The sequence below is a fragment of the Humidesulfovibrio sp. genome (genome assembly GCF_031082295.1).
GTDB lineage: Bacteria > Desulfobacterota > Desulfovibrionia > Desulfovibrionales > Desulfovibrionaceae > Humidesulfovibrio.
This window is the reverse complement of the sequence record NZ_JAVHLD010000042.1, coordinates 1-19,251: the sequence shown is the minus strand read 5'-3', so window position 1 is coordinate 19,251 and position 19,251 is coordinate 1. Positions and strand designations below refer to the sequence as shown.

Below are 19,251 nucleotides of genomic sequence, written 5' to 3'. Positions count from 1 at the left end.
ACGCCGAAAGGGCTGTTTCAGGAGGAACCTGAAACAGCCCTTTCGGCTTTCGGGGGGGCAGCCACGAGAGGGTGCCTAATTCTAATCTCTCGCTTCGGCTTCAAGTGAGGCTTTGCTTTGGAATTCAGCCTGCCGCCCGTCTCGCCAGGCCTTCCCTCTCAAGAAACGGGGCCAACCGTGCGCGAGTATTTTGAGCGTCCCCGCTCAAAAACTCGCGCACATTGCCAACGCCCCGCCGAGCCTCCCCATCCTGCCCTCGCCCCCCCCAGCCCCAAGCCCGCTGGGGGGTCCGGGGGCCTCAGGCCACCGGCCACCGGAGGCATCTCCGACCCTGGTGGAGCTGCGGGCTCGTCTTACGAGCCTTGCAGCAGGCGCAAGTAGTGGTCGATGCCGTCCTGGATGTCGTAGCTGGCGACGATATCGGTTCGGGCCTGTTGGCGCAGGTGGGTGAAGCTGTCGGGGCGCGCCAGGGCGTTTTCGACGAGGGTGGCGAGGCCGTCGATGTCGAAGAAGTCGAAGGTCAGTCCGTTTTCGTTGTGCCGCAGCACTTCGAGGACGGGTGGCGTGGCGGAGCCGAGCACGAGGCACTGGCAGCTCATGGCCTCGAGCATGGACCAGGACAGCACGAAGGGGTAGGTGAGGTACACGTGCGCGGCGGAGACCTGCAGCAGCGAGCGATAGTGCTGGTAGGGAATCTGCCCGGTGAAGTGGACGCGGGAGAGGTCGAGGCGCGGGCCGACCTCGGCCAGGAGTTTTTCGCGCCAGTTTGGGGCGTCTTTGGGCGGTCGGCCGTAGCTGACGGAATCGCCGCCGACGATGACCGTAACGGCCTGGGGGCAGCGGCGCTGGAGCTCGGGCAGGGCGAACATGAGCCTGTGGAAGCCCCGGTAGGGCTCCAGGTTGCGCGCAACGTAGGTCACGACAGGGTCGCCAGGCTTGAGCACGCGGCCGTCGGGCAGGGTGAAGCGGGCCTGCGGGTCCGGCGCCATGAGGGTTGTGTCCACGCCCTCGTGGGCCACGTCGATCTTGTGCTGGTAGGCGGCCGGGTGCAGCGACTTTTGCCAGTTGGTGGGCGATACGCCGGCGTCGCAAAGCTCCAGGTTGCTCAGGTGCAGCATGTTGCGGCCGCGCAGGGTGGCGCGCAGCCGAAAGTCCGCGGCCGAGTTGGGCTCAAAGCCCACGTCCACTCCCTCGGCATGATAAAAGAACTCAAACAGCGACACCAGCCGCACGTCCGGAAACACGTCCTTCACGTACAAGGCCTCGCCCCAGCCGGGATGCGCCAGCACCACGTCGGGCTTAAAACCCTTGGCGCGCAACTGAAAGAGAATCTGCGCCACCGCCTCGCCATGCGCCTCGCCGCTCAGCACCGCCTGCAAATGCCTATGGGCGCCGATGCCAAGCTTGCTCGAGTCGTAGCGGATCAGGTTCACACCCGCAAAACCGGGCGCCTGCATGTTGCCCACTCCCACCACACGATGCCCGGCCTGCAACAGATGACGAACCACATGCCGAAACTGGCCTGGGAAATTCCGGTGCAGCACGATCACGTTCATGCAAACACCTGTAGCCCCAGTGCTCACCCAAAAGCAATGCCCAGGCCCGGAGCCTGAGCAAGACCCCCAGTCGGGGGAGGGATGCCTCCTGCGGCCAGGGGCGCTGCCCCTGGTGCTATTGCACTTGGGTCGTGACTTTGAGCCCGTACTTTTCGATTTTGGCGATGAGTGTGGGTCGCGAGAGGCCGAGCAGCTTGGCGGCGCGGGTACGGTTGCCGCCGGTGATTTCCAGTGCTTCGGCGATGGTGCCGCGCGCCACGGCGTCGAGGATGTGGTCGTAGGCGTCGTCTCCCGCCTGGTCGAGCAGTGCGCGGCGGATGAAGGCGCGCAGGGTGTCGTCTGTGGCCGGGGCGCTTGTTGCGGAGTGCTGCTGTCCGTTGTGGAGTGCAGCCGAGCCGCTCTGGCTCTCGACATTGTTGCTGCTCTTGCCGCCGGATTTCCCGATGGCCTGGAGCATTTCCTCGGCCCCGATGGGCGCGCCGCGGCTGAAGATGAGCGCCTTTTGCAGCGCGTTGGCCAGTTCGCGCACGTTTCCGGGCCAGGGGTGGGCGGCCAGCAGGTCCAGGGCCTCGGGGGTCAGGCCCGGGCTCTGCATGTCCATCTCTTTTGCCAGGCGGGCCAGGAAGTGCCGGGCCAGCAGGGGCACGTCGCCCGTGCGTTCGCGCAGGGGCGGCAGGCTGATGGTGACGACCTTGAGCCGGTAGTAGAGGTCTTCGCGGAAGCGGCCCTCGGCCACGGCGGTTTCGAGGTCGCGGTTGGTGGCCGCCAGGATGCGCACGTCCACGGGGATGGGGTCGCGGCCGCCCAGGCGTTCCACCTGTTTTTCCTGCAGCAGGCGCAGGATTTTGGCTTGCACGTTCAGCGGCATGTCGCCGATTTCGTCGAGGAACACGGTGCCGCGCTGGGCCTGTTCGATCTTGCCCACGCGGCGGGAGCTGGCGCCGGTGAAGGCGCCCTTCTCGTAGCCGAAGAGCTCGGCCTCCAGCAGGGTGTCGGGGATGGCCACGCAGTTGATGACCACGAAGGGCTTGGCGGCGCGGGCGCTGTGCTGCCAGAGGGCGCGGGCCACCAGCTCCTTGCCGGTGCCGGATTCCCCGCGCACCAGCACCAGCGCCTCTGTGGGCGCGGCGCGGCCGATGGCCTTGAAGATGTCCTGCATGGCGCGGCTTTGGCCCACCAGGGCGTCGGCCTGGGGATCGCTGTCCAGGCCCTGCTCCAGCCCCTGTTCAAGGTCCACGGCGACGCGCGCGCGGGCCAGCCGCCCGGCCTCCAGGGCCTGGTGGATGAGGCGCAGGATGTCCGGGATGTCGAAGGGCTTCAGGATGTAGTCGAAGGCGCCGAGCTTGGTGGCCTCGATGGCGGTTTCGGTGCCGCCGTAGGCGGTCATGATGATGACCGGCAGGTTGGGCGCTTTTGCGCGCATGCGCTGCATGGCCTCGATGCCGGTGATGCCGGTCATGCGCACGTCCATGACCACGAGGTCCGGGGCCAGGCGGGCGACCTCGTCCACGCCGGACTCGCCTGAGGCCGCCGTGCGCACCTCGAAGCCGTCGGCCTCGAGGATCCTGCCGAAGCTCTGGCGCAGCTGGGCGTCGTCGTCAACAATCAGGATCTGGGCCATGTCATCTCCCTGCGGGCGGGGCCGAAGGTTTCAGGTGGCGGCGGCTCTCAACGAATCCGGCGAAGCCGGTCAGGACCTGTGCCATAAATTCTCCCGCACGGGCAGCACGAGGACAAAGGTAGCGCCCTGCTTTTCTGCCGAGGGTTTGAGATGGATGTAGCCGCCGTGCTCCTCCATGATGCGCTTGGCGATGGCCAGGCCAAGCCCCGTGCCCTCCTCCTTGGTGCTGAAGAAGGGCTGGAAGACCTGGTCCTGGATCTCGGCGGGAATGCCGGGGCCGGAGTCCGCCAGCTGGATGATGGCCACGCGGCCCAGGGGGTCCATGAAGCCCGTCTGCTCGGAAATCTCGATGCGGCCGTTCTCGCCCATGGCGTCGCAGGCGTTCAGGATGAGGTTCACCAGCGCCTCCTTGAGCTGCTCCGGGTCCACGTCGACCGCGGGCAGGGGCTGTTCGCGCATCAGGCGCACGTCCACCCCGTAGGTCTCCAGGCGGTGGCGCAACAGCACAAGCGTCATGTCCACCACGTCGGAGGGGCTGACCTGCTGGAACTTTGGCCTGGGCGGGCGCGAAAACTCGAGGAAGTTGCGAACGATGGTGTCCAGGTGGCGGATCTCCTCGCCGATGACCTCGAAGTCCTCGCGCTGTGTGGGCGAGAGGTCCAGCCCGCGCTCCAGCGAGAACAGGCGCATCTTCACGCTGGTGAGGGGATTGCGCACGCTGTGGGCCACGCCGGCCGCCAGCTTGCCCACCAGGGCCAGCTTTTCGGACTGCATCAGGTGCTGGCGCGATTCTTCCAGCAGGGTGTGGGTCTGGTCCACGTCGCGCAGCAGCCCGTGCACCAGCTCGCCCACCTCGCGCACCTCGTCGCTGGAGCCCTGGGCCGACGGATAGGCGCCGTCAGCGGCCTCCTCCAGCGTAAGGGCGGAGCCGCGCGCCAGCCTGCGGATAGGCCCGAGCACCTGCCGCAGCAGCACCCAGCCGAGCAGCAGGCCAAGCACCGCGCCCGCCGGAATGACGAAGAGCGAGGCCGTGGTGGCAGCCCGCGCGAGCGACCGCATGGCCGAAACGCCCAGGTCGGCGTCGCGGCCATGCAGGGCGAACAGGCCGCTGGCCGCATCCTGGGCGGCCTCGCGGTGGCGCACCGCCCGCGCCATGATCAGCGCGCCCTCGCCCGGCTGGCTGTTCACCAGCTCGTGCAGGGTCGCAACCTGAGCCCTGGTGGAGGAGATCATCTGATCCACGAGCTCGCGTCCGGCCTCCATGGGCTCGCTGGCGTGCACCTTGAGCAGGGTGCGCTCCACCGACTGCTGGCGGGCCAGAAAATCCTCCAGGCGCTGCGGGTCCTGGCGCGCCGCCAAGGCGTCCGCCTCCAGGCCGAGCATCTGCTCCGAGAGCTGCAGCGCGCTCACCTGCTGGCTCAAGTTCACCTGGCGCAAGATGTCCGTGGCATCCAGATAGCGCTGCGCCAGCCAGTAGGTCGCCGTGGCCCCGGCACACGCGCAAATGGTCAACCCCACCAAGAGCGCGAAGACGCGCCCGCGCAACGAGGGTTGGATGTGCTGGGCCAGACGCCGCAGCGCCGACCCCAACAGCGCTTCGGCCTGGGATTTCATGGGCGCACCATAGCCTACGCCGCAAGCGTTGTCAGCACACGCGATGCCGCCGCCCCCCTGGAGAAGTTGGGGGCGAAACTGAGCGTACCGCAGCGAGCGGAGAGTGAATAGGGGATATTTCGCCTTCCATTCCGCGAGACTGTCCTGTACTGGTCCGCCAACTCATGTTGCGTGGTCCGCCCGCGCTTGAAGGGGTTCGGTGTGTTCGCGGCTGGCGGCAACGCGTGAGGCTGGCGCTGTGGTTTGTAACAGTTTGAGGCGCAGGGGGATTCCCGTGAAGTCAAATCAAGTGTTGGGCCTTGTGGTGGCTCTGTTCCTCGCCTTCGGGACGTGTTCGCCCCTGTTTGCGGCCTGGGTGCGCGACACCAGCAAACCCATGCCGGAGCTCTTCAAGGCCATCGACAAGGGCGACGTGGCCCGGGCCCGGGCCGCCATCGAAAGCGGCGCCGACGTGAACGCCGTCTACGACCGGGACACGATGCTGTGCTGGGCCATGCGCAACGACAACCCGGACATCGCCCGGCTGCTTTTGCAGTCGCCTCGGCTGGACGTGAACCAACGGGGCGTGTTGTACGACGCCTTCGGCGAGTGGGAGCGCACGCCGCTGATTTTCGCCTCGCACAAGGGCCAGGCGGACATCGTCGCCCTGCTGCTGCAGCGCGGCGCCAACGTCAACGCCCGCGACCGGACGAGCAGCGTGCCCGAGGCGCGCGGCAACACCGCCCTCATCAAGGCGGCGCAAAGAGACCACACGGAAGTCATCCGGGTGCTCGTCACCCAGGGCAAGGGCATCCAGGTCGATGCGGCGACCAAGGAGGGCGAGACCCCGCTTGTCCTTGTGGCGGAGGCGGAAGACCTGGAGGCGGTGAAGCTGCTGCACGGCCACGGGGCGAAGATCAACCACCGCGACAACAGGGGCGTCTCCACGCTGGTGCGCACCGTGCTGCACAAGAGGTACGCCGTGCTGGAGTACCTCATCGCCAGCGGCGCGGACATCAACCTGTCGGACAACAACGGCCAGTCGCCGCTGATGCAGGCCATCGTCTACAACAGCAATGAAATGAAGACGATCCAGAAGTGGCTGGAGAAGTTCATCACCTACAAGCCCAAGCTGGACTTCATGCAGCTCAAGGGCGACGGCGGCGCTTCCGCCATGCACCTGGCCGCGCGCTTCGGCCATGTGGACATCGGCAAGCTGCTGCTGGACAGCGGCGCCAGCATCGACATCAGGAGCCTGCTCACGGGCGGCACGCCGCTGCACACCGCCGCCAGCGCCAACCAGCTCGACTTCGCCAAGCTGCTCATCAAGCGCAAGGCCAACCTGGAGATCGTCGACAAGTTCGGGTCCACGCCGCTCTTGACCGCCACCCAGCGCATGGACCCGGACATGGTGGAACTGCTGGTGGACGCAGGGGCCGCCGTCAACGTGAAATCCACAGTGAACCCTCTGCAGACGCCCATGGTTTTCGCCGCGGGCAACCCCAATCCCTTTGACCACAAAAAGAGCGTCACGATCATCAAGTACCTGCTGGACCACAAGGCCGACATCAACTTCCCCTCTTCCAACGGCACCACCCCGCTCATGGCCGCCGCCCGGAAGCCCGACCATTCCGACGGCTATGATCGCGCGTCCCTGCTCATCGGCAAGGGAGCCAAGCTCGACCAGGCCAACGACAAGGGCGAGACCGCGCTCATGCTGGCCGCCGGCGCGGGCAACGAGAAGCTGGTGAAGCTGCTGCTGGAGAAGGGCGCGGACGCCCAGAAGAAGAACGGCGCGGGCGAAACGGTCATGGCCTACGCCAACCGCGCCGGAAGAACGGAGAGCGTGTCTGCCCTGGAGGCCAAGGGCGTGAAGCAGGAGGCGCCCCTGGTGCGCAAGGCCGTCGTCGTGGACGCGCTGGTGGGCACCTGGCAGGGCTTCCACGACGGGCTTCCCCAGGCCCTTTACACTGTGGTGCTGAACAGGAACGGCACCTTCGACTTCAACTCCAGGTTCACGCCGGAGGCCTTGAAGAAGATACCCAAGGGCTCGGTGAACCCGGTCATCGCCGCCCAGAAGGGCAAGTACACCTTCAACGACGATGTCATGATCTGGGACCTGGTCGGCGCGCCGCCCACCTCCATGAAGTGGAAGCTCGACAAGGGCATGCTCATCATCGACGACAAGATCCGCCTGAAAAAGGTCAAATAGCCCTGCGAAGCCTCGGCGTAAGACGGGCGGGGGAAGCGGCCCAAAGCCGCCACTCCGTCTGGTTTGCACTGTGGCGGCGGTCCAGCCCCAGACCCTGTCAACCGGGAATTATTGCCCTTTTACCGGCCAAAAACGGGTAATTTTTATCCCGGGCAAAAACCCGTGGTATAGTCCCGGCGATGAAACACGCGACCCCCAACACCCCTGACGTCTCCGGCCCTTCCCGACCCTGTCGGCTGCGCTACGCGCCTCCGCCCACCATCGCCCGGTTCATGAAGTCTCCCGCGCTGTACCGGGGCCTTATGGGACCTGTGGGCTCGGGCAAGTCCTCGGGATGCTGCTGGGAGCTGATGCAGCGGGCCTTTGCCCAGGCCCCCGGCGCTGACGGCGTGCGCCGCACCCGCATGGCCGTGGTGCGCAACACCTATCGCGAGCTCAAGGACACCACGGTGCGCACGTGGCTGTCCTGGTTCCCGGAGGAGGAGTTCGGGCCGTTCAGCCTGACGGACCTGTCGCACAGCGTGCGGGTGACGCGCCCGAACGGCGACCGCGTCGAGGCGGACGTGCTGTTCCGCGCGCTGGACCGCCCGCAGGACGTGAAGAAGCTCCTGTCGCTGGAGCTCACCGGGGCGTGGATCAACGAGGCGCGCGAGATGCCGCTGTCCATCGTGGAGGCCCTGGGCGACCGCGTGGAGCGCTATCCCGCAGGGCGCGACGGCGGCGCAACCTGGGCCGGGGTCATCATGGACACCAACCCGCCGGACTCCGACCACTGGTGGTATCGCCTGGCCGAGGAGACCAGGCCCGAGGGCTGGGCCTTCTTCCGGCAGCCGGGCGGGCTCGTGGAGCAGGGCGGCGAGTTCGTGCCTAACCCCCGCGCCGAGAACCTGGAGCACCTGCCGCCGGGCTTCTACCAGCGCCGCAAGAACGGCAAGACCCCGGCGCACGTGCGCGTCTACTACTGCTCGGAGTACGGCTTCGTGCAGGACGGCCTGCCCGTGTACCCGGAGTTCAGCGACGCCCGGCACGCCTCCTCCGCCGAACTGGAGCCCGTGGACGGCCTGCCGCTGTTCGTGGGGCTGGACTTCGGGCTGACTCCGGCGGCGGTCATCGGCCAGCGCCTGGCCTCGGGCCGCTGGCTGTTCCTGGACGAGCTGGTGAGCAGCGACATGGGCATGGTGCGCTTCGCCGGGCTCCTGGGCGCGCTGCTGAAGGACCGCTACGGCCACCTCAAGGCCGAGGTCTGGGGCGACCCGGCGGGCATGGCCCGGGCCCAGACCGACGAGCGCACCCCGTTTGACATCCTGCGCGCCAGCGGCCTGCACGCCCGCCCGGCGCCCTCCAACGACCCGCTCCTGCGGCGGGAGGCCGTGGCCGCGGCGCTTGCGCGCGACATCGACGGCCTGCCGGGGCTGGTGCTCTCGCCGCGCTGCGCCACCCTGCGCAAGGGCATGGCCGGGGCCTGGCACTACCGCAGGCTGCAGGTGGCGGGGGAGGCGCGCTTTGTGGACGCGCCGGACAAGAACCGTTTCTCCCACGTGTGCGAGGCCGCGCAGTACCTCATGCTCGGCGCTGGCGAGGGCAGAAGGCTGCTGCGGCCCGAGGAGCCCGACGCCCCGCGCCAGGCCAGGAGCGTGAACAGGGCGCGGGGGCGAGAGTGAGAGGAGGGTGAGAGGAGAGGCCTCCGGCGGCCAAAGGGCCTGAGGCCCTCTGGACTCCCCAGTACGTGAACGGTTCCTGTCGACGCAAAGCCGCCAACAGGAACCGTTCACTATTGGCGCGTTCAGGGGAATCGTGAAGGGGGCGGGAGGAACCGGAAGCGGCCCGTTCGGTTTATGCGGGCCAAACCCTGTCGAGCGGCGAGTGTTGTCCTGGCCCGAAAGGGAACGCTCTATTCCGTTGAACTAACATAGGCGGTTGGATATGGAGGCTGGGAACACGGACAAGCGTATTTGGACGCGTGTGAGCGAGGACGGCAAGTCGGCTGCCGCTGGAATGAGCCTGGGCGCTGGCGGCGGCACGGCCAGCGGGACGAAAATCGGCGCGGGCGGGCATCCGCAGCCCTACGGCTGGCACGGCTACTACGGCGAAACGGGCGGCGGCTCATCACCCGGCCCGGTGTACCGGGGCAAGGTGGCGGTGCCCAATGAGGTGCGCGGGAAGGTGTCGCCGCCCGCCAAGCCGGGCAAGGTTGCAACGCCGCCCGCATCGCCAGCCCCCTCGCAAAGCCCGCTTGGCCGCTGGCCTGAGAAAGGGCAGGATGTTGGCAAGCATTACGTGCTGCCGCAGCGGGTTAAGGCCGAGAATGCCCAAACAGCGTTGATTTACAACCAGAGTGACGGAAGACTCATGGACATGGATGACCGGCTGGTGGGCAAGGGCTATTCCGGCGCACCGGGGCATGTGAACAACCCGGATCATCAGAACGAGGTGGGTAAGGGCGTCATCCCAGAAGGGACGTGGACCATCGGGGAGGTCATCAGTGATTCGAAACAGTCACGTGGCAAGGGCGAGAACCTCATCAAACTTGAGCCCGACCCGGCCACTGCGGAGCGCATACGGGCCATGGGCCGCGATCCGAATACGTTCTATATTCATGCGGACAACCGGAAGAATAACCAGACGGCTTCCGAAGGATGCATCATCATGGACAAGAATGAACGCAAGGCAATCCGGGAACTACAAGGAGCGAAAATCCGTGTGGTACGCTAGATACTTTCTTGCGGTGCTTTGCGTATGTATCCCCCTGAGTGCGCAGAATGCCTGTGCGGGCTTCATGGCGTATGGATCCAACATAGTCAACGTTAGAGGCCATGATCACTTCCATTTTCACCCCGAATACGCCATGCGAAATGGCGACACCGACTTCGGCGTCACCATGCAATACCCCTCTGCAGTGCTCATCCGCGTTTTCGACGAGCGGCACGACCGCTTCCAGGGCTTTGGGCCGAACTCGGATCAGGCCCTCACCGTGGACGAATCCTGGCACCAGGACGTGACGGCGACGCTGGGCAAGGCCAGGCGGCTCGATGCGGGCGGCTACGAGGAGCGCATGCTCTGCTACACCTCGGCCCGCCCCGGCGATGACACCGTGGTCCTGTTCACCCTGCCCCGCTGCCCGGACGAATGCAAACGCGTCGCGGAGATCCAGGTGCGCGCGCAGAAACGCGACGTGCGCGTGCTGGACAAGTGCTCGGCCACGCCGGGCGTGCATGCGGGCATCGCCACGCAGAGCGGGCTCAAGCTCGGCCTGACCCGCGCGCAGGTGCAAGCCATCCTCGGCCCGCCCCAGGCGACTCGCGGCGACAAGTGGCTGTACGCCGCCTCGGTGAGCGTCGCCCTCAGCAAGGAGGAGGCGACACGCAGAGGCTACCCGCAGTTGGAGAACAAGCCGGGCCCCGGCTACTCGCCAGAGCCATCCTTCGACAAATTCATCGTGGTCTGGTTCAAGGCTGACCAAGTAAGCGCGTTCCGGGTAAACATGGACTGGGGGCTGTAGCGCTACAAGCCAGCCAAAGCAAAACGGCCCGGCCACCCCGTGCGAGGGCAGCCGGACTGTTCTGCGGTCCACCCCCCTTGCCAACGCCCCGCCGATGCTTACTTGCCGTGAATGCCAAAGACATCGCCAAAAACCGCACCCAAGAAGCCTGCCGCCGCCGTGCCCGCCCCGCCCTCCGCAAGCCGGGGCGTTATTCGCATCGAGGGCGCGCGGCACCATAACCTGAAGGACCTGAACCTCGACATCCCGCGCGAGCAGCTTGTTGTGGTTTGCGGTCCGTCCGGCTCCGGCAAGAGCACCCTGGCCTTCGACATCGTCTACGCCGAGGGCCAGCGCAGGTACGTGGAGTCGTTGTCCGCGTATGCCCGGCAGTTCCTGCCGCAGATGGACAAGCCCCAGGTCGACAAGGTCGAGGGCCTGTCCCCGGCCATCAGCCTGGAACAACAGACCGCAACGCGCAACCCGCGCTCCACCGTGGGCACCGTCACCGAGGTCTACGACTTCCTGCGCGTGTTCTACGCCCGCCTGGGAACCTATTTCTGCCCGGACTGCCACAAGCCCATCGCCGCGCAGACCAGCGACGAGATCGCCGCCAGCATCATGGAAATGCCCGAGGGCTCGCGCATCCTGCTGCTGGCCCCGCTGGTGGAGCACCAGAAGGGCACCCACAAGGACCTCTTCGCCAAGCTGCGGAAAGAGGGCTTCGCCCGCGTGCGCGTCAACGGCGAGGTTTTCGCCCTGGAGGAAGCCCCTGAGCTGGACAAGCTCAAGAAGCACACCATCGAGCTGGTGGTGGACCGCCTGGGCCTGAAGCCCGACATCCGCCCGCGCCTGGGCGACTCGCTGGAGCTGGCGCTCAAGCACGGCAAGGGCAGCGTCATCGTGGCCGAGCATGCGAGCGCGCCCGCCGCCGCCACCACCGCCACCAGGGGCAAGCTGGGCAAGGGCGCAAGCAACCCGACGGACCGCTTCTACAGCACGTCGAGCACCTGCGCCTCCTGCGGCCTGTCCATGCCGAAGCTCACCCCGCAGCTGTTCAGCTTCAACAGCCCCCAGGGCGCCTGCCCGGAGTGCACGGGCCTTGGGAGCGTGGACTATTTCGAGTTCGACCTGCTGGTGCCCAACAAGGGCCTGTCGCTCAAGGGGGGCGGCATCCTGCCCTGGCGCAACCCGCGCCTGTTCGCCCGGCACGAGGACGACCTGAAGCGCCTGGGCCAGCGCCACGGCTTCACGCTCAACACCCCGCTGGGCGAGCTGTCCGAGGCCGCGCGCCTCGCCCTCGTCGAGGGAGATGATGGAGCCGACTGGCCGGGCATCGTGCCCCTGCTGGAACAGGGCATGAACCTTGGCCCCATCTGGCGCGACGAGCTCTCCCGCTACCGCCAGAGCCGCCCCTGCCCGGCCTGCAAGGGCGCGCGGCTCAAGCCCGAGGCGCTGGCCGTGCGCGTGCCCGCCACGCCGGAGGGTCTAAGCATCCACGACTTCTGCTCCCTGTCCATCCACCGGGCGCTGGAATGGCTGTCCGCCCAGGATTTCACGGGGCACGACGCCCAGATCGCCGGGCCGCTCTTGAAGGAGCTGACCCACCGCCTGGGCTTCATGAAGGGCGTGGGGCTCGACTACATCAGCCTGGCGCGCAACATGGGCACGCTCTCCGGCGGCGAGGCCCAGCGCATCCGCCTGGCAAGCCAGCTGGGCAGCGGCCTGGTGGGCGTGACCTACGTGCTGGACGAGCCTTCCATCGGCCTGCACCCGCGCGACAACGAGCGCCTGCTCAAGACCCTGCGCAGCCTGCAGGCGAGAGGCAACACCGTGCTGGTTGTGGAGCACGACGAGCCCACCATCCTCTCCGCCGACCACGTCATCGAGCTTGGCCCCGGCAGCGGCGAGCTGGGCGGGCGCATCGAGTTCCAGGGCAGCGTGGACGAGCTGCTGAACCACAGCCAGTCCCTCACCGCCAAGTACCTGCGCGGGGACCTGCGCATCGAGCACCCGGAGGCGCGCCGCCAGCCGGTCAACATCGGCGGGTTCACGCACCTGGGCATCCGGGGCGCCCGCGCCAACAACCTGAAGGGGCTCGACCTCGACATCCCGCTGGGCGTCTTGGTGTGCTTCACCGGCGTGTCCGGCTCGGGCAAGAGCTCGCTGGTGGTCGACACCCTCTACAAGCACCTGGCGCTGTCCCAGGGCATCAAGGTGGACCAGCCCGGCCCCATCAAGGGCTTTGTCGGCGCCTCGTCGGTGGAGAAGATCATCGCCATCGACCAGACGCCCATCGGCCGCACCCCGCGCTCCAACCCGGCCACCTACACCAAGGCCTTCGACGAGATCCGCAACATCTTCGCCGCCTGCAAGGACGCCCGCGTGCGCGGCTACAAGCCCGGCCGCTTCAGCTTCAACGTCAAGGGCGGCCGCTGCGAGGCCTGCCAGGGCGACGGCGTCATCCGCGTGGAGATGCACTTCCTGCCCGACGTCTACGTCACCTGCGACGTGTGCAAGGGCCAGCGGTACAGCTCGCAAACGCTTGAAGTGCGCTACAAGGGCAAGAACATCGCCGAGGTGCTGGACATGACCGTGGCCGAGGCGCGGGAGTTCTTCGGCACCCACGCGGCCCTGTCGCGCAAGCTCGAAGTGCTGGAACAGGTGGGCCTCTCCTACCTGCGGCTCGGCCAGCCCGCCACCACCCTGTCCGGCGGCGAGGCCCAGCGCATCAAGATCAGCCGCGAGCTGGGCAAGCGCAACCTGCCCGGCGCGCTCTACATCCTCGACGAACCCACCACCGGCCTGCACATGCACGAGGTGGGCAAGCTCATCCGCGTGCTGCACCGCCTGGTGGACAAGGGGGCAAGCGTCGTCGTCATCGAGCACAACGCCGACGTGGTGCTGGCCTCCGACTACGTCTTCGACCTCGGCCCCGGCGGCGGCGAAAACGGCGGCACCATCGTGGCCCAGGGCACTCCAGAAGACATCATGCAAAACCCCGAGTCCGTCACCGGACGCTTCCTGGGGGCCGAAGCCGAATAAGGACGAGGCAGCCCCTGGACCCCGCCAGGGGCGCTGCCCCTTGCCTTCTCGGGATGCCTAGTTCGCCGGCTTATACACCAGCGTCGCGTCCAGGTCCGTGGTCCAGGGCAGGCCGTGGTTGTGCCAGCCGCGCGCCGGGGGTTTTCCGTGCGCGGCCGGGGCTTGGCCCTCCACCCCGTCCACCACGTTGAGCACATCGGCGAAGCCTGCCGCGACGAGTCGCCGGGCGGCCAGCAGGCTGCGGTTGCCGGTGCGGCATATGATCAGCAGCTTGTCCGTGGTCTTGTAGCGGCGGCGCATCTGCTCCACAAAGCGTTGATTCTCCGTCGGGGGAAGCCAGGCCGCCGTGCGCACCAGGAACGGCACGTTGGCGGCCATGGGCGGGTGGCCCTGGGCGTATTCCTCGGGTGTGCGCACATCCACGACAAAGGCCTTGCCGGGCGTGGCGCGCCACAGGGCATGGGCCTCGGTTGAGGTGATGCTGCGGATTTCCCCGGCAGGGGTTTCGGCGGCCAGGCCGGTGGCGGCCAGGACCAGGCTCAGGGTCAGGCACAGGACCAGGGAGCAGAGTGAAACCGACAATCGCTTGATGAGCATGTGATTCCTCCGGGGGTGTAGACGTATACCCCATATGGGCATGGGGTATCAGAAGGGGCGGGGCAAGGCAAGCTCGCCCGGACGTGGCTAGCCGATGCCGGGCTCGGTCTTCCAGGCATAGATGGGCGTCAGCGGCTGGTAGCCCACCAGGTCGATGCGCATGGCGCTGATGGCGCCCACCTGCGGCGGCAGGATCAGGCGGTTGACGAGGCCCCAGGGGGGCGCATCGCGCCAGGTGAAGGGCGGCCCGGGCAGCACCGAACGCGAGAGCGAGGGCTTGAACCCGGTGTTCACCAGCGCCAGGGCGCGCATTTCCGGCCAGGTGTACCAGCGCGCGCGCGAAAGGGTGGAGCATGGCTGCCAGGGCCAGCGCCAGCCGCGCGCCAGATAATAGCAGGAGTGCCGGTTCAGGAAGCCGATGAGCAGGCCCTTGGCGGCCACGCGCGCGGCCTCGGCCAGCACCAGGCCGGGGTTCTCGCAGAACTCGAGCACTGTCCAGAGCACGCAGAAGTCGTACTCCTTGTCGGCGAAGGGCAGGGCTTCGCCGTTGCCCACGTAAAGCTCGGCGCTCGGGCCAAGGCGCTTGCGCGCCTCCTCGATCATGGCCGGGGACTTGTCCAGCCCGGCCACGGAAAAGCCGTCGTCGTAGAGGATTTGCTGGAACAGGCCGGTGCCGCAGCCGATTTCGAGCACGCGCTGGTTGCGCCGGGGCCACTGGGCCACCACGGAGTCGAGCAGGCGGCGCTCGGCCCCAAGGGCGTGGCTGCCCTCTGGCGTGGTGAACCACTTGTCGTAGCGCAGGGCGTCCATGTTCATCGGCGGCCTTTGGTCCCTGGTTCAAGCGGGCGGATGTCCGGCCCGGAGGCGTTTCGTCGGCGCCTCCGGGCCGGGGTGCGGGCTATTCGGGGTTCAGGGCCTCGTAGACCTTGCCCACCAGGTTCGCGCCGGGGGTCAGGGTCTTGTCGCCGGGGCTCCACTTGGCGGGGCAGGCCTCGGCCGGGTGCTTGGCCAGGTAGACGTTGGCCTCCAGCTTGCGCACCAGCTCGTCGGCGTTGCGGCCCACGTTGTAGAAGTTGACCTCGCTCGAGACCAGCACGCCGTCGGGGTTGATGATGAAGGTGCCGCGCAGGTCAAGCCCGGTCTCCGCATCCCACACGTCGAAGTAGCGGGACACGTGCCCGGCGGGGTCGGCGGCCATGAGGAACTTGACGCCCGCGAGCATGCGCTCGGAGGTCTTCCAGGCCAGGTGCGCGAACTGGGTGTCCGTGGACACGCTGATGACCTCCGCGCCGAGCTTCTTCAGCTTGTCGTGCTTGGCGGCCAGGTCGGCCAGCTCCGTGGGGCAGACGAAGGTGAAGTCCGCCGGGTAGAAGAACAGGATGAGCCACTTCTTCTTTTTCAGAAGCTTCTCGGAGTCGATGGTGGTGAAGCCGCCCTCGGTGGGGTCATAGGCCTCAAGGGAGAAGTGGCGGATCTTCTGGCCCACCTTGGCGCATTCCAGCAGGTCGTCGTCGTGGTCGTGATCGGTTTCGCAGCAGCCCATGGGGAGTCTCCGTTTGGTGTTGGGGTTGGGGCAAAGGCGCAAGGCCCGCCGGCCGCCTTGGAAGGCGGCAGAGCGCGCGGGCGGCGCTGGCATTGCTCATGACTAAGCAGAATAGGGACTGGCGGCGGGGGAGTCAAGGAGAGGGGGGGCAAGCGGCGGGAGCGTGCCGTGCCGATGCGCCCCCTTCCCCCTTCCCCATCGGGCCATCGTGCTATATCTTACCCCTCACGCGCGCGCCGGGAGGCTCTTCTCCGCGCCGCCACACGAACACAGAAAACGAGGCACCATGACCAAGCCTTCCGCGAAATTGACCCACGGCTTCGCCCTTGAGCGCGAACAGTCCATCCCCGAACTCTCCGCCACCGCCCGCGTGTACCGCCACGCCAAGACCGGCGGCCGGCTCTTGTCCATCATCAGCCCGGACGAGAACAAGGTCTTCGGCATCGCGTTTCGCACGCCCCCGGCCGACAACACCGGCCTGCCGCACATCCTGGAGCACTCGGTGCTCTGCGGCTCCAAGAAATATCCGGTGAAGGAGCCCTTCGTGGAGCTCATCAAGGGTTCGCTGAACACCTTCCTGAACGCCCTGACCTTTCCGGACAAGACCTGCTACCCCGTGGCCAGCGCCAACGTGCAGGACTTCTACAACCTTGTTGATGTCTACCTGGACGCCGTGTTCTTCCCGCGCCTGACGGAGAACACGCTCAAGCAGGAGGGCTGGCACTACGACGTGGAGGCGGCCGACCAGCCCCTGGCCTTCAAGGGCGTGGTCTTCAACGAGATGAAGGGCGCGTACTCCTCGCCCGAGAGCCTCCTGTCCGAGTACTCGCAGCGCGCGCTGTTCCCCGACACCTGCTACGGCCTGGACTCCGGCGGCGACCCGGAGCGCATCCCGGACCTGACGTTTGAGCAGTTCATGGACTTCCACGCGCGCTACTACCACCCGTCCAACGCCTACGCCTTCTTCTCCGGCGACGACGACCCCGACAAGCGCCTGGCCCTGCTGGACGAGGTGTTCTCGCAGTTCGATCCCGCGCTGGAGGCCGCCTCCACCTCGGCCATCGCCCACCAACCGCCCTTTGCCGAGCCGAGGCGCTTCACCCACCCCTACGCCGCGGAAGCCGAGGACGGCGAGGACGCCGAGGAAACCGGCGAAGCCCGCGCCATGTGCACCGTGAACTTCGGCCTGCCAGAGCCCGCCGCCCAGACCGGCGACCAAAACGCCGGGCCGGACCTGAGCCTGGGCCTTTCCGTGCTGGAGCACGTGCTCATCGGCCTGCCGTCCTCGCCCCTGCGCAAGGCCCTGGTGGACTCCGGCCTGGGCGAAGACCTGACCGGCGGCGGCCTGGAGACGGACCTGCGCCAGATGGCCTTCTCCGTGGGGCTGAAGGGCCTGAAGGCCGACAGCGCCGAGGCCGACGCCGCCAAGGTCGAGGAGCTGGTGCTGGCCACCCTGCGCGAGCTGGCCGAGAAAGGCCTGCACGCCGACGACATCGAGGCCGCAGTGAACAGCGTGGAGTTCGACCTGCGCGAGAACAACACCGGCAGCTACCCGCGCGGCCTGGCCGTGTTTTTCGAGGCCCTGTCCACCTGGCTCTACGACGCCGACCCGCTCATGCTGCTGCCCTTCGAGGAGCCGCTCAGGCGCCTCAAGGCGCGCCTGGCCAAGGGCGAGAAGGTGCTGGAAGACCTCATCCGCTCGCAGTTCCTGAACAACCCGCACCGCGCCCTGGTGACCCTGGTGCCGGACAAGGCCCTGGCCGCCGCCCGCGAGGCCGCCGAGCAGGCCCGCCTGGAGGCCGTGCGCGCCAAACTCTCCCCCGCCGAGCTGGAGGCCCTGGTGGCCGACACCCACGCCCTGCGCGCCCTGCAGGAGGCCCCGGACTCGCCCGAGGACCTTGCCAAGATCCCGCGCCTCAAGGTCTCGGACCTGCCGCTCAAGAACGCGGACATCCCCCATGAGCGCACCCACCTGGGCGGCGCCCCGGCCCACCTGCACGAGCTGCCCACCAGCGGCATCGTCTACCTGGACCTGGGCCTGGACCTCTCCGCCGTGCCCGACGAGCTCATCCCGCTGGTGCCCATCCTGGGCCGCGCGCTGCTGGAAATGGGCACCAGGCGCACCTCCTTCGTGGACCTCACCCGCAAGGTCGCCATGACCACCGGCGGCATCTGGCCGCAGGCCTTCGTGGCCAGCGTGCGCAAGCCCGACGGCGCCTGCGCCCTGCTTCCGTCGCAGCGCCTGTTCCTGCGGGCCAAGGCCACCGCCGAGCGCACCCCCGCGCTGCTCGACATCCTCTCCGAGGTCCTGCTCGAGCCGGACTTCTCCGACACCGAGCGCCTCGGCAAGATCGTGCTGGAAACCAAGGCCCGGCGCGAACACCGGCTCATCCCCGCGGGGCATGCCCTGGCCGCCTCGCGCCTCAAGGCCCGGTACGGCGCCGCCCAGGCCGTCAGCGAGGCCATGCAGGGCCTCTCCGGCTTCTTCTACGTGCGCGAGCTCGCCACACGCATGGAGACCGACCCCGAGAGCGTCACCCGCGATCTCCACACCCTGCTGGGGCTCATGCTGCGGCGCTCCAGCCTGGTGAGCAACATCACCGCCGACGCGCCCGCCCTGGCCGACACCGCCAGCCGTCTGGACAAGCTCATCGCCACCCTGCCGGACGGCTCCCTGCCCGACGCCCCGCGCAGCCTGCCCAAGCTGCCCGAACGCGAAGGCCTCGTGCTGCCCGCCCAGGTCAACTACGTCTGCACCGGCGCCAACGTGAAGGCCCTGGGCTTCGCTCCCGGCGCCGCCTCCGCCGTGGTGGGCAAGTTCCTGCGCGCGGGCTACCTCTGGGAACGCGTGCGCGTGCAGGGCGGAGCCTACGGCGCGGGCGTGTCCTACTCCCGCACCAGCGGCAACCTGTCCTTCACCTCCTACCGCGACCCGAACCTGGCGCGCACCGTCGAGGCCTTCGCCGGCGTCGCCCCCTACCTCAAAAGCCTGGACATCGACGCCTCCGAGCTGGAGAAAAGCATCATCGGCTCCGTGGGCGACATGGACCACTACCTGCTGCCCGACGCCAAAGGCTTCACCGCCCTCGCCCGGGAACTCACCGGCGAGGACGACGACTACCGCCAGGCCGCGCGCGACGCCATCCTCTCCGCCGGACCGCAAGACTTCCGCGACTTCGGCGATGCCGTGGAGGCCGCCACCACCAAGGGCTGCGTCGTCATCGCGGGCGGCCGCGAGGGGCTGGCCAACTCCGGCCTCGACCTGACCTTGACCAAGGTGCTGTAGGCCAGGCGGGCAATGGCCAGGGGCTTGGCCTGAGCCGGGCCGGGATGCCTCCGGCGGTCGGGGGCAGCGGCCCATCGATGCTGTCGACAGCCGTATGATTCGAGGAAGACCGCTCATCGTAACGGCTGACGCCCGACCCCCCGCTTTACGCCGAAAGGGCTGTTTCAGGAGGAACCTGGAGCAGCCCTTTCGGCTTTGGTGGGATCGAGACACCTACGCTGAGAAGGTCGTCGGGAAATCTCGCACACGGGCGTCGCCCTTGGCCTCTCTCCAAACCCTGTCAACCGGGAATTTTTGTCCTTTTTACGGCCAAAAACGGG

At 67.6% G+C, this 19,251-nt stretch carries 12 protein-coding genes; 6 read left to right on the top strand and 6 right to left on the bottom strand.

Annotation, left to right across the window (positions count from 1 at the left end):
* Window positions 1–353: 353 nt before the first annotated feature.
* The 3 genes from RDU24_RS14625 to RDU24_RS14615 all read right to left on the bottom strand — a co-directional run bounded on the left by RDU24_RS14625 (window position 354) and on the right by RDU24_RS14615 (window position 4,791).
* Window positions 354–1,556, bottom strand: coding sequence for a glycosyltransferase family 4 protein (locus tag RDU24_RS14625; protein ID WP_308736517.1), 1,203 nt, complete (start codon window positions 1,554–1,556; stop codon window positions 354–356).
* A 115-nt stretch (window positions 1,557–1,671) separates the two neighbouring features.
* Window positions 1,672–3,177, bottom strand: a complete 1,506-nt coding sequence (locus RDU24_RS14620) for a sigma-54-dependent transcriptional regulator (protein WP_308736516.1) — start codon at window positions 3,175–3,177, stop codon at window positions 1,672–1,674.
* A gap of 69 nt (window positions 3,178–3,246) precedes the next feature.
* Window positions 3,247–4,791: an ATP-binding protein gene (locus tag RDU24_RS14615; protein WP_308736515.1), complete on the bottom strand. Its 1,545-nt coding sequence runs from the start codon at window positions 4,789–4,791 to the stop codon at window positions 3,247–3,249.
* Between the two features lie 274 nt (window positions 4,792–5,065).
* Between RDU24_RS14615 and RDU24_RS14610 the strand changes: the two genes are divergently transcribed.
* From RDU24_RS14610 to uvrA, 5 genes are all read left to right on the top strand, one after another.
* Window positions 5,066–6,982: an ankyrin repeat domain-containing protein gene (locus RDU24_RS14610; protein WP_308736514.1), complete on the top strand. Its 1,917-nt coding sequence runs from the start codon at window positions 5,066–5,068 to the stop codon at window positions 6,980–6,982.
* Window positions 6,983–7,161: 179 nt separating this feature from the next.
* Entirely contained in the window at window positions 7,162–8,643 is a 1,482-nt protein-coding gene (locus RDU24_RS14605) for a hypothetical protein (RefSeq protein WP_308736513.1), read from the top strand.
* A gap of 262 nt (window positions 8,644–8,905) precedes the next feature.
* Window positions 8,906–9,694 (top strand): tlde1 domain-containing protein, encoded by a 789-nt coding sequence (locus tag RDU24_RS14600; protein ID WP_308736512.1) that lies wholly within the window; start codon window positions 8,906–8,908, stop codon window positions 9,692–9,694.
* 133 nt (window positions 9,695–9,827) lie between these two features.
* The gene (locus RDU24_RS14595; protein WP_308736511.1) at window positions 9,828–10,481 is read left to right on the top strand and encodes a hypothetical protein; all 654 of its coding nucleotides are present in this window, start codon (window positions 9,828–9,830) and stop codon (window positions 10,479–10,481) included.
* A 111-nt stretch (window positions 10,482–10,592) separates the two neighbouring features.
* A complete protein-coding gene (uvrA, locus tag RDU24_RS14590; RefSeq protein WP_308736510.1) occupies window positions 10,593–13,505 on the top strand; it encodes an excinuclease ABC subunit UvrA in 2,913 nt (970 codons plus the stop codon).
* A 57-nt stretch (window positions 13,506–13,562) separates the two neighbouring features.
* Here the strand turns inward: uvrA and RDU24_RS14585 are convergent, their stop codons facing one another.
* The 3 genes from RDU24_RS14585 to RDU24_RS14575 form a co-directional block, all read right to left on the bottom strand.
* Window positions 13,563–14,102 carry a rhodanese-like domain-containing protein gene (locus RDU24_RS14585; RefSeq protein WP_308736509.1) on the bottom strand — a complete coding sequence of 180 codons (540 nt, stop codon included), beginning with the start codon at window positions 14,100–14,102 and terminating at the stop codon, window positions 13,563–13,565.
* Between the two features lie 87 nt (window positions 14,103–14,189).
* Complete coding sequence (locus RDU24_RS14580; protein ID WP_308736508.1) at window positions 14,190–14,918, bottom strand: class I SAM-dependent methyltransferase; 729 nt, start codon at window positions 14,916–14,918, stop codon at window positions 14,190–14,192.
* Between the two features lie 82 nt (window positions 14,919–15,000).
* On the bottom strand, window positions 15,001–15,645 hold the full coding sequence (locus RDU24_RS14575; RefSeq protein ID WP_308736507.1) for a peroxiredoxin: 645 nt from the start codon (window positions 15,643–15,645) through the stop codon (window positions 15,001–15,003).
* A gap of 286 nt (window positions 15,646–15,931) precedes the next feature.
* Here RDU24_RS14575 and RDU24_RS14570 point away from each other — a divergent pair, with 286 nt between their 5' ends.
* Complete coding sequence (locus tag RDU24_RS14570) at window positions 15,932–18,931, top strand: insulinase family protein (RefSeq protein WP_308736506.1); 3,000 nt, start codon at window positions 15,932–15,934, stop codon at window positions 18,929–18,931.
* Window positions 18,932–19,251: the final 320 nt, after the last annotated feature.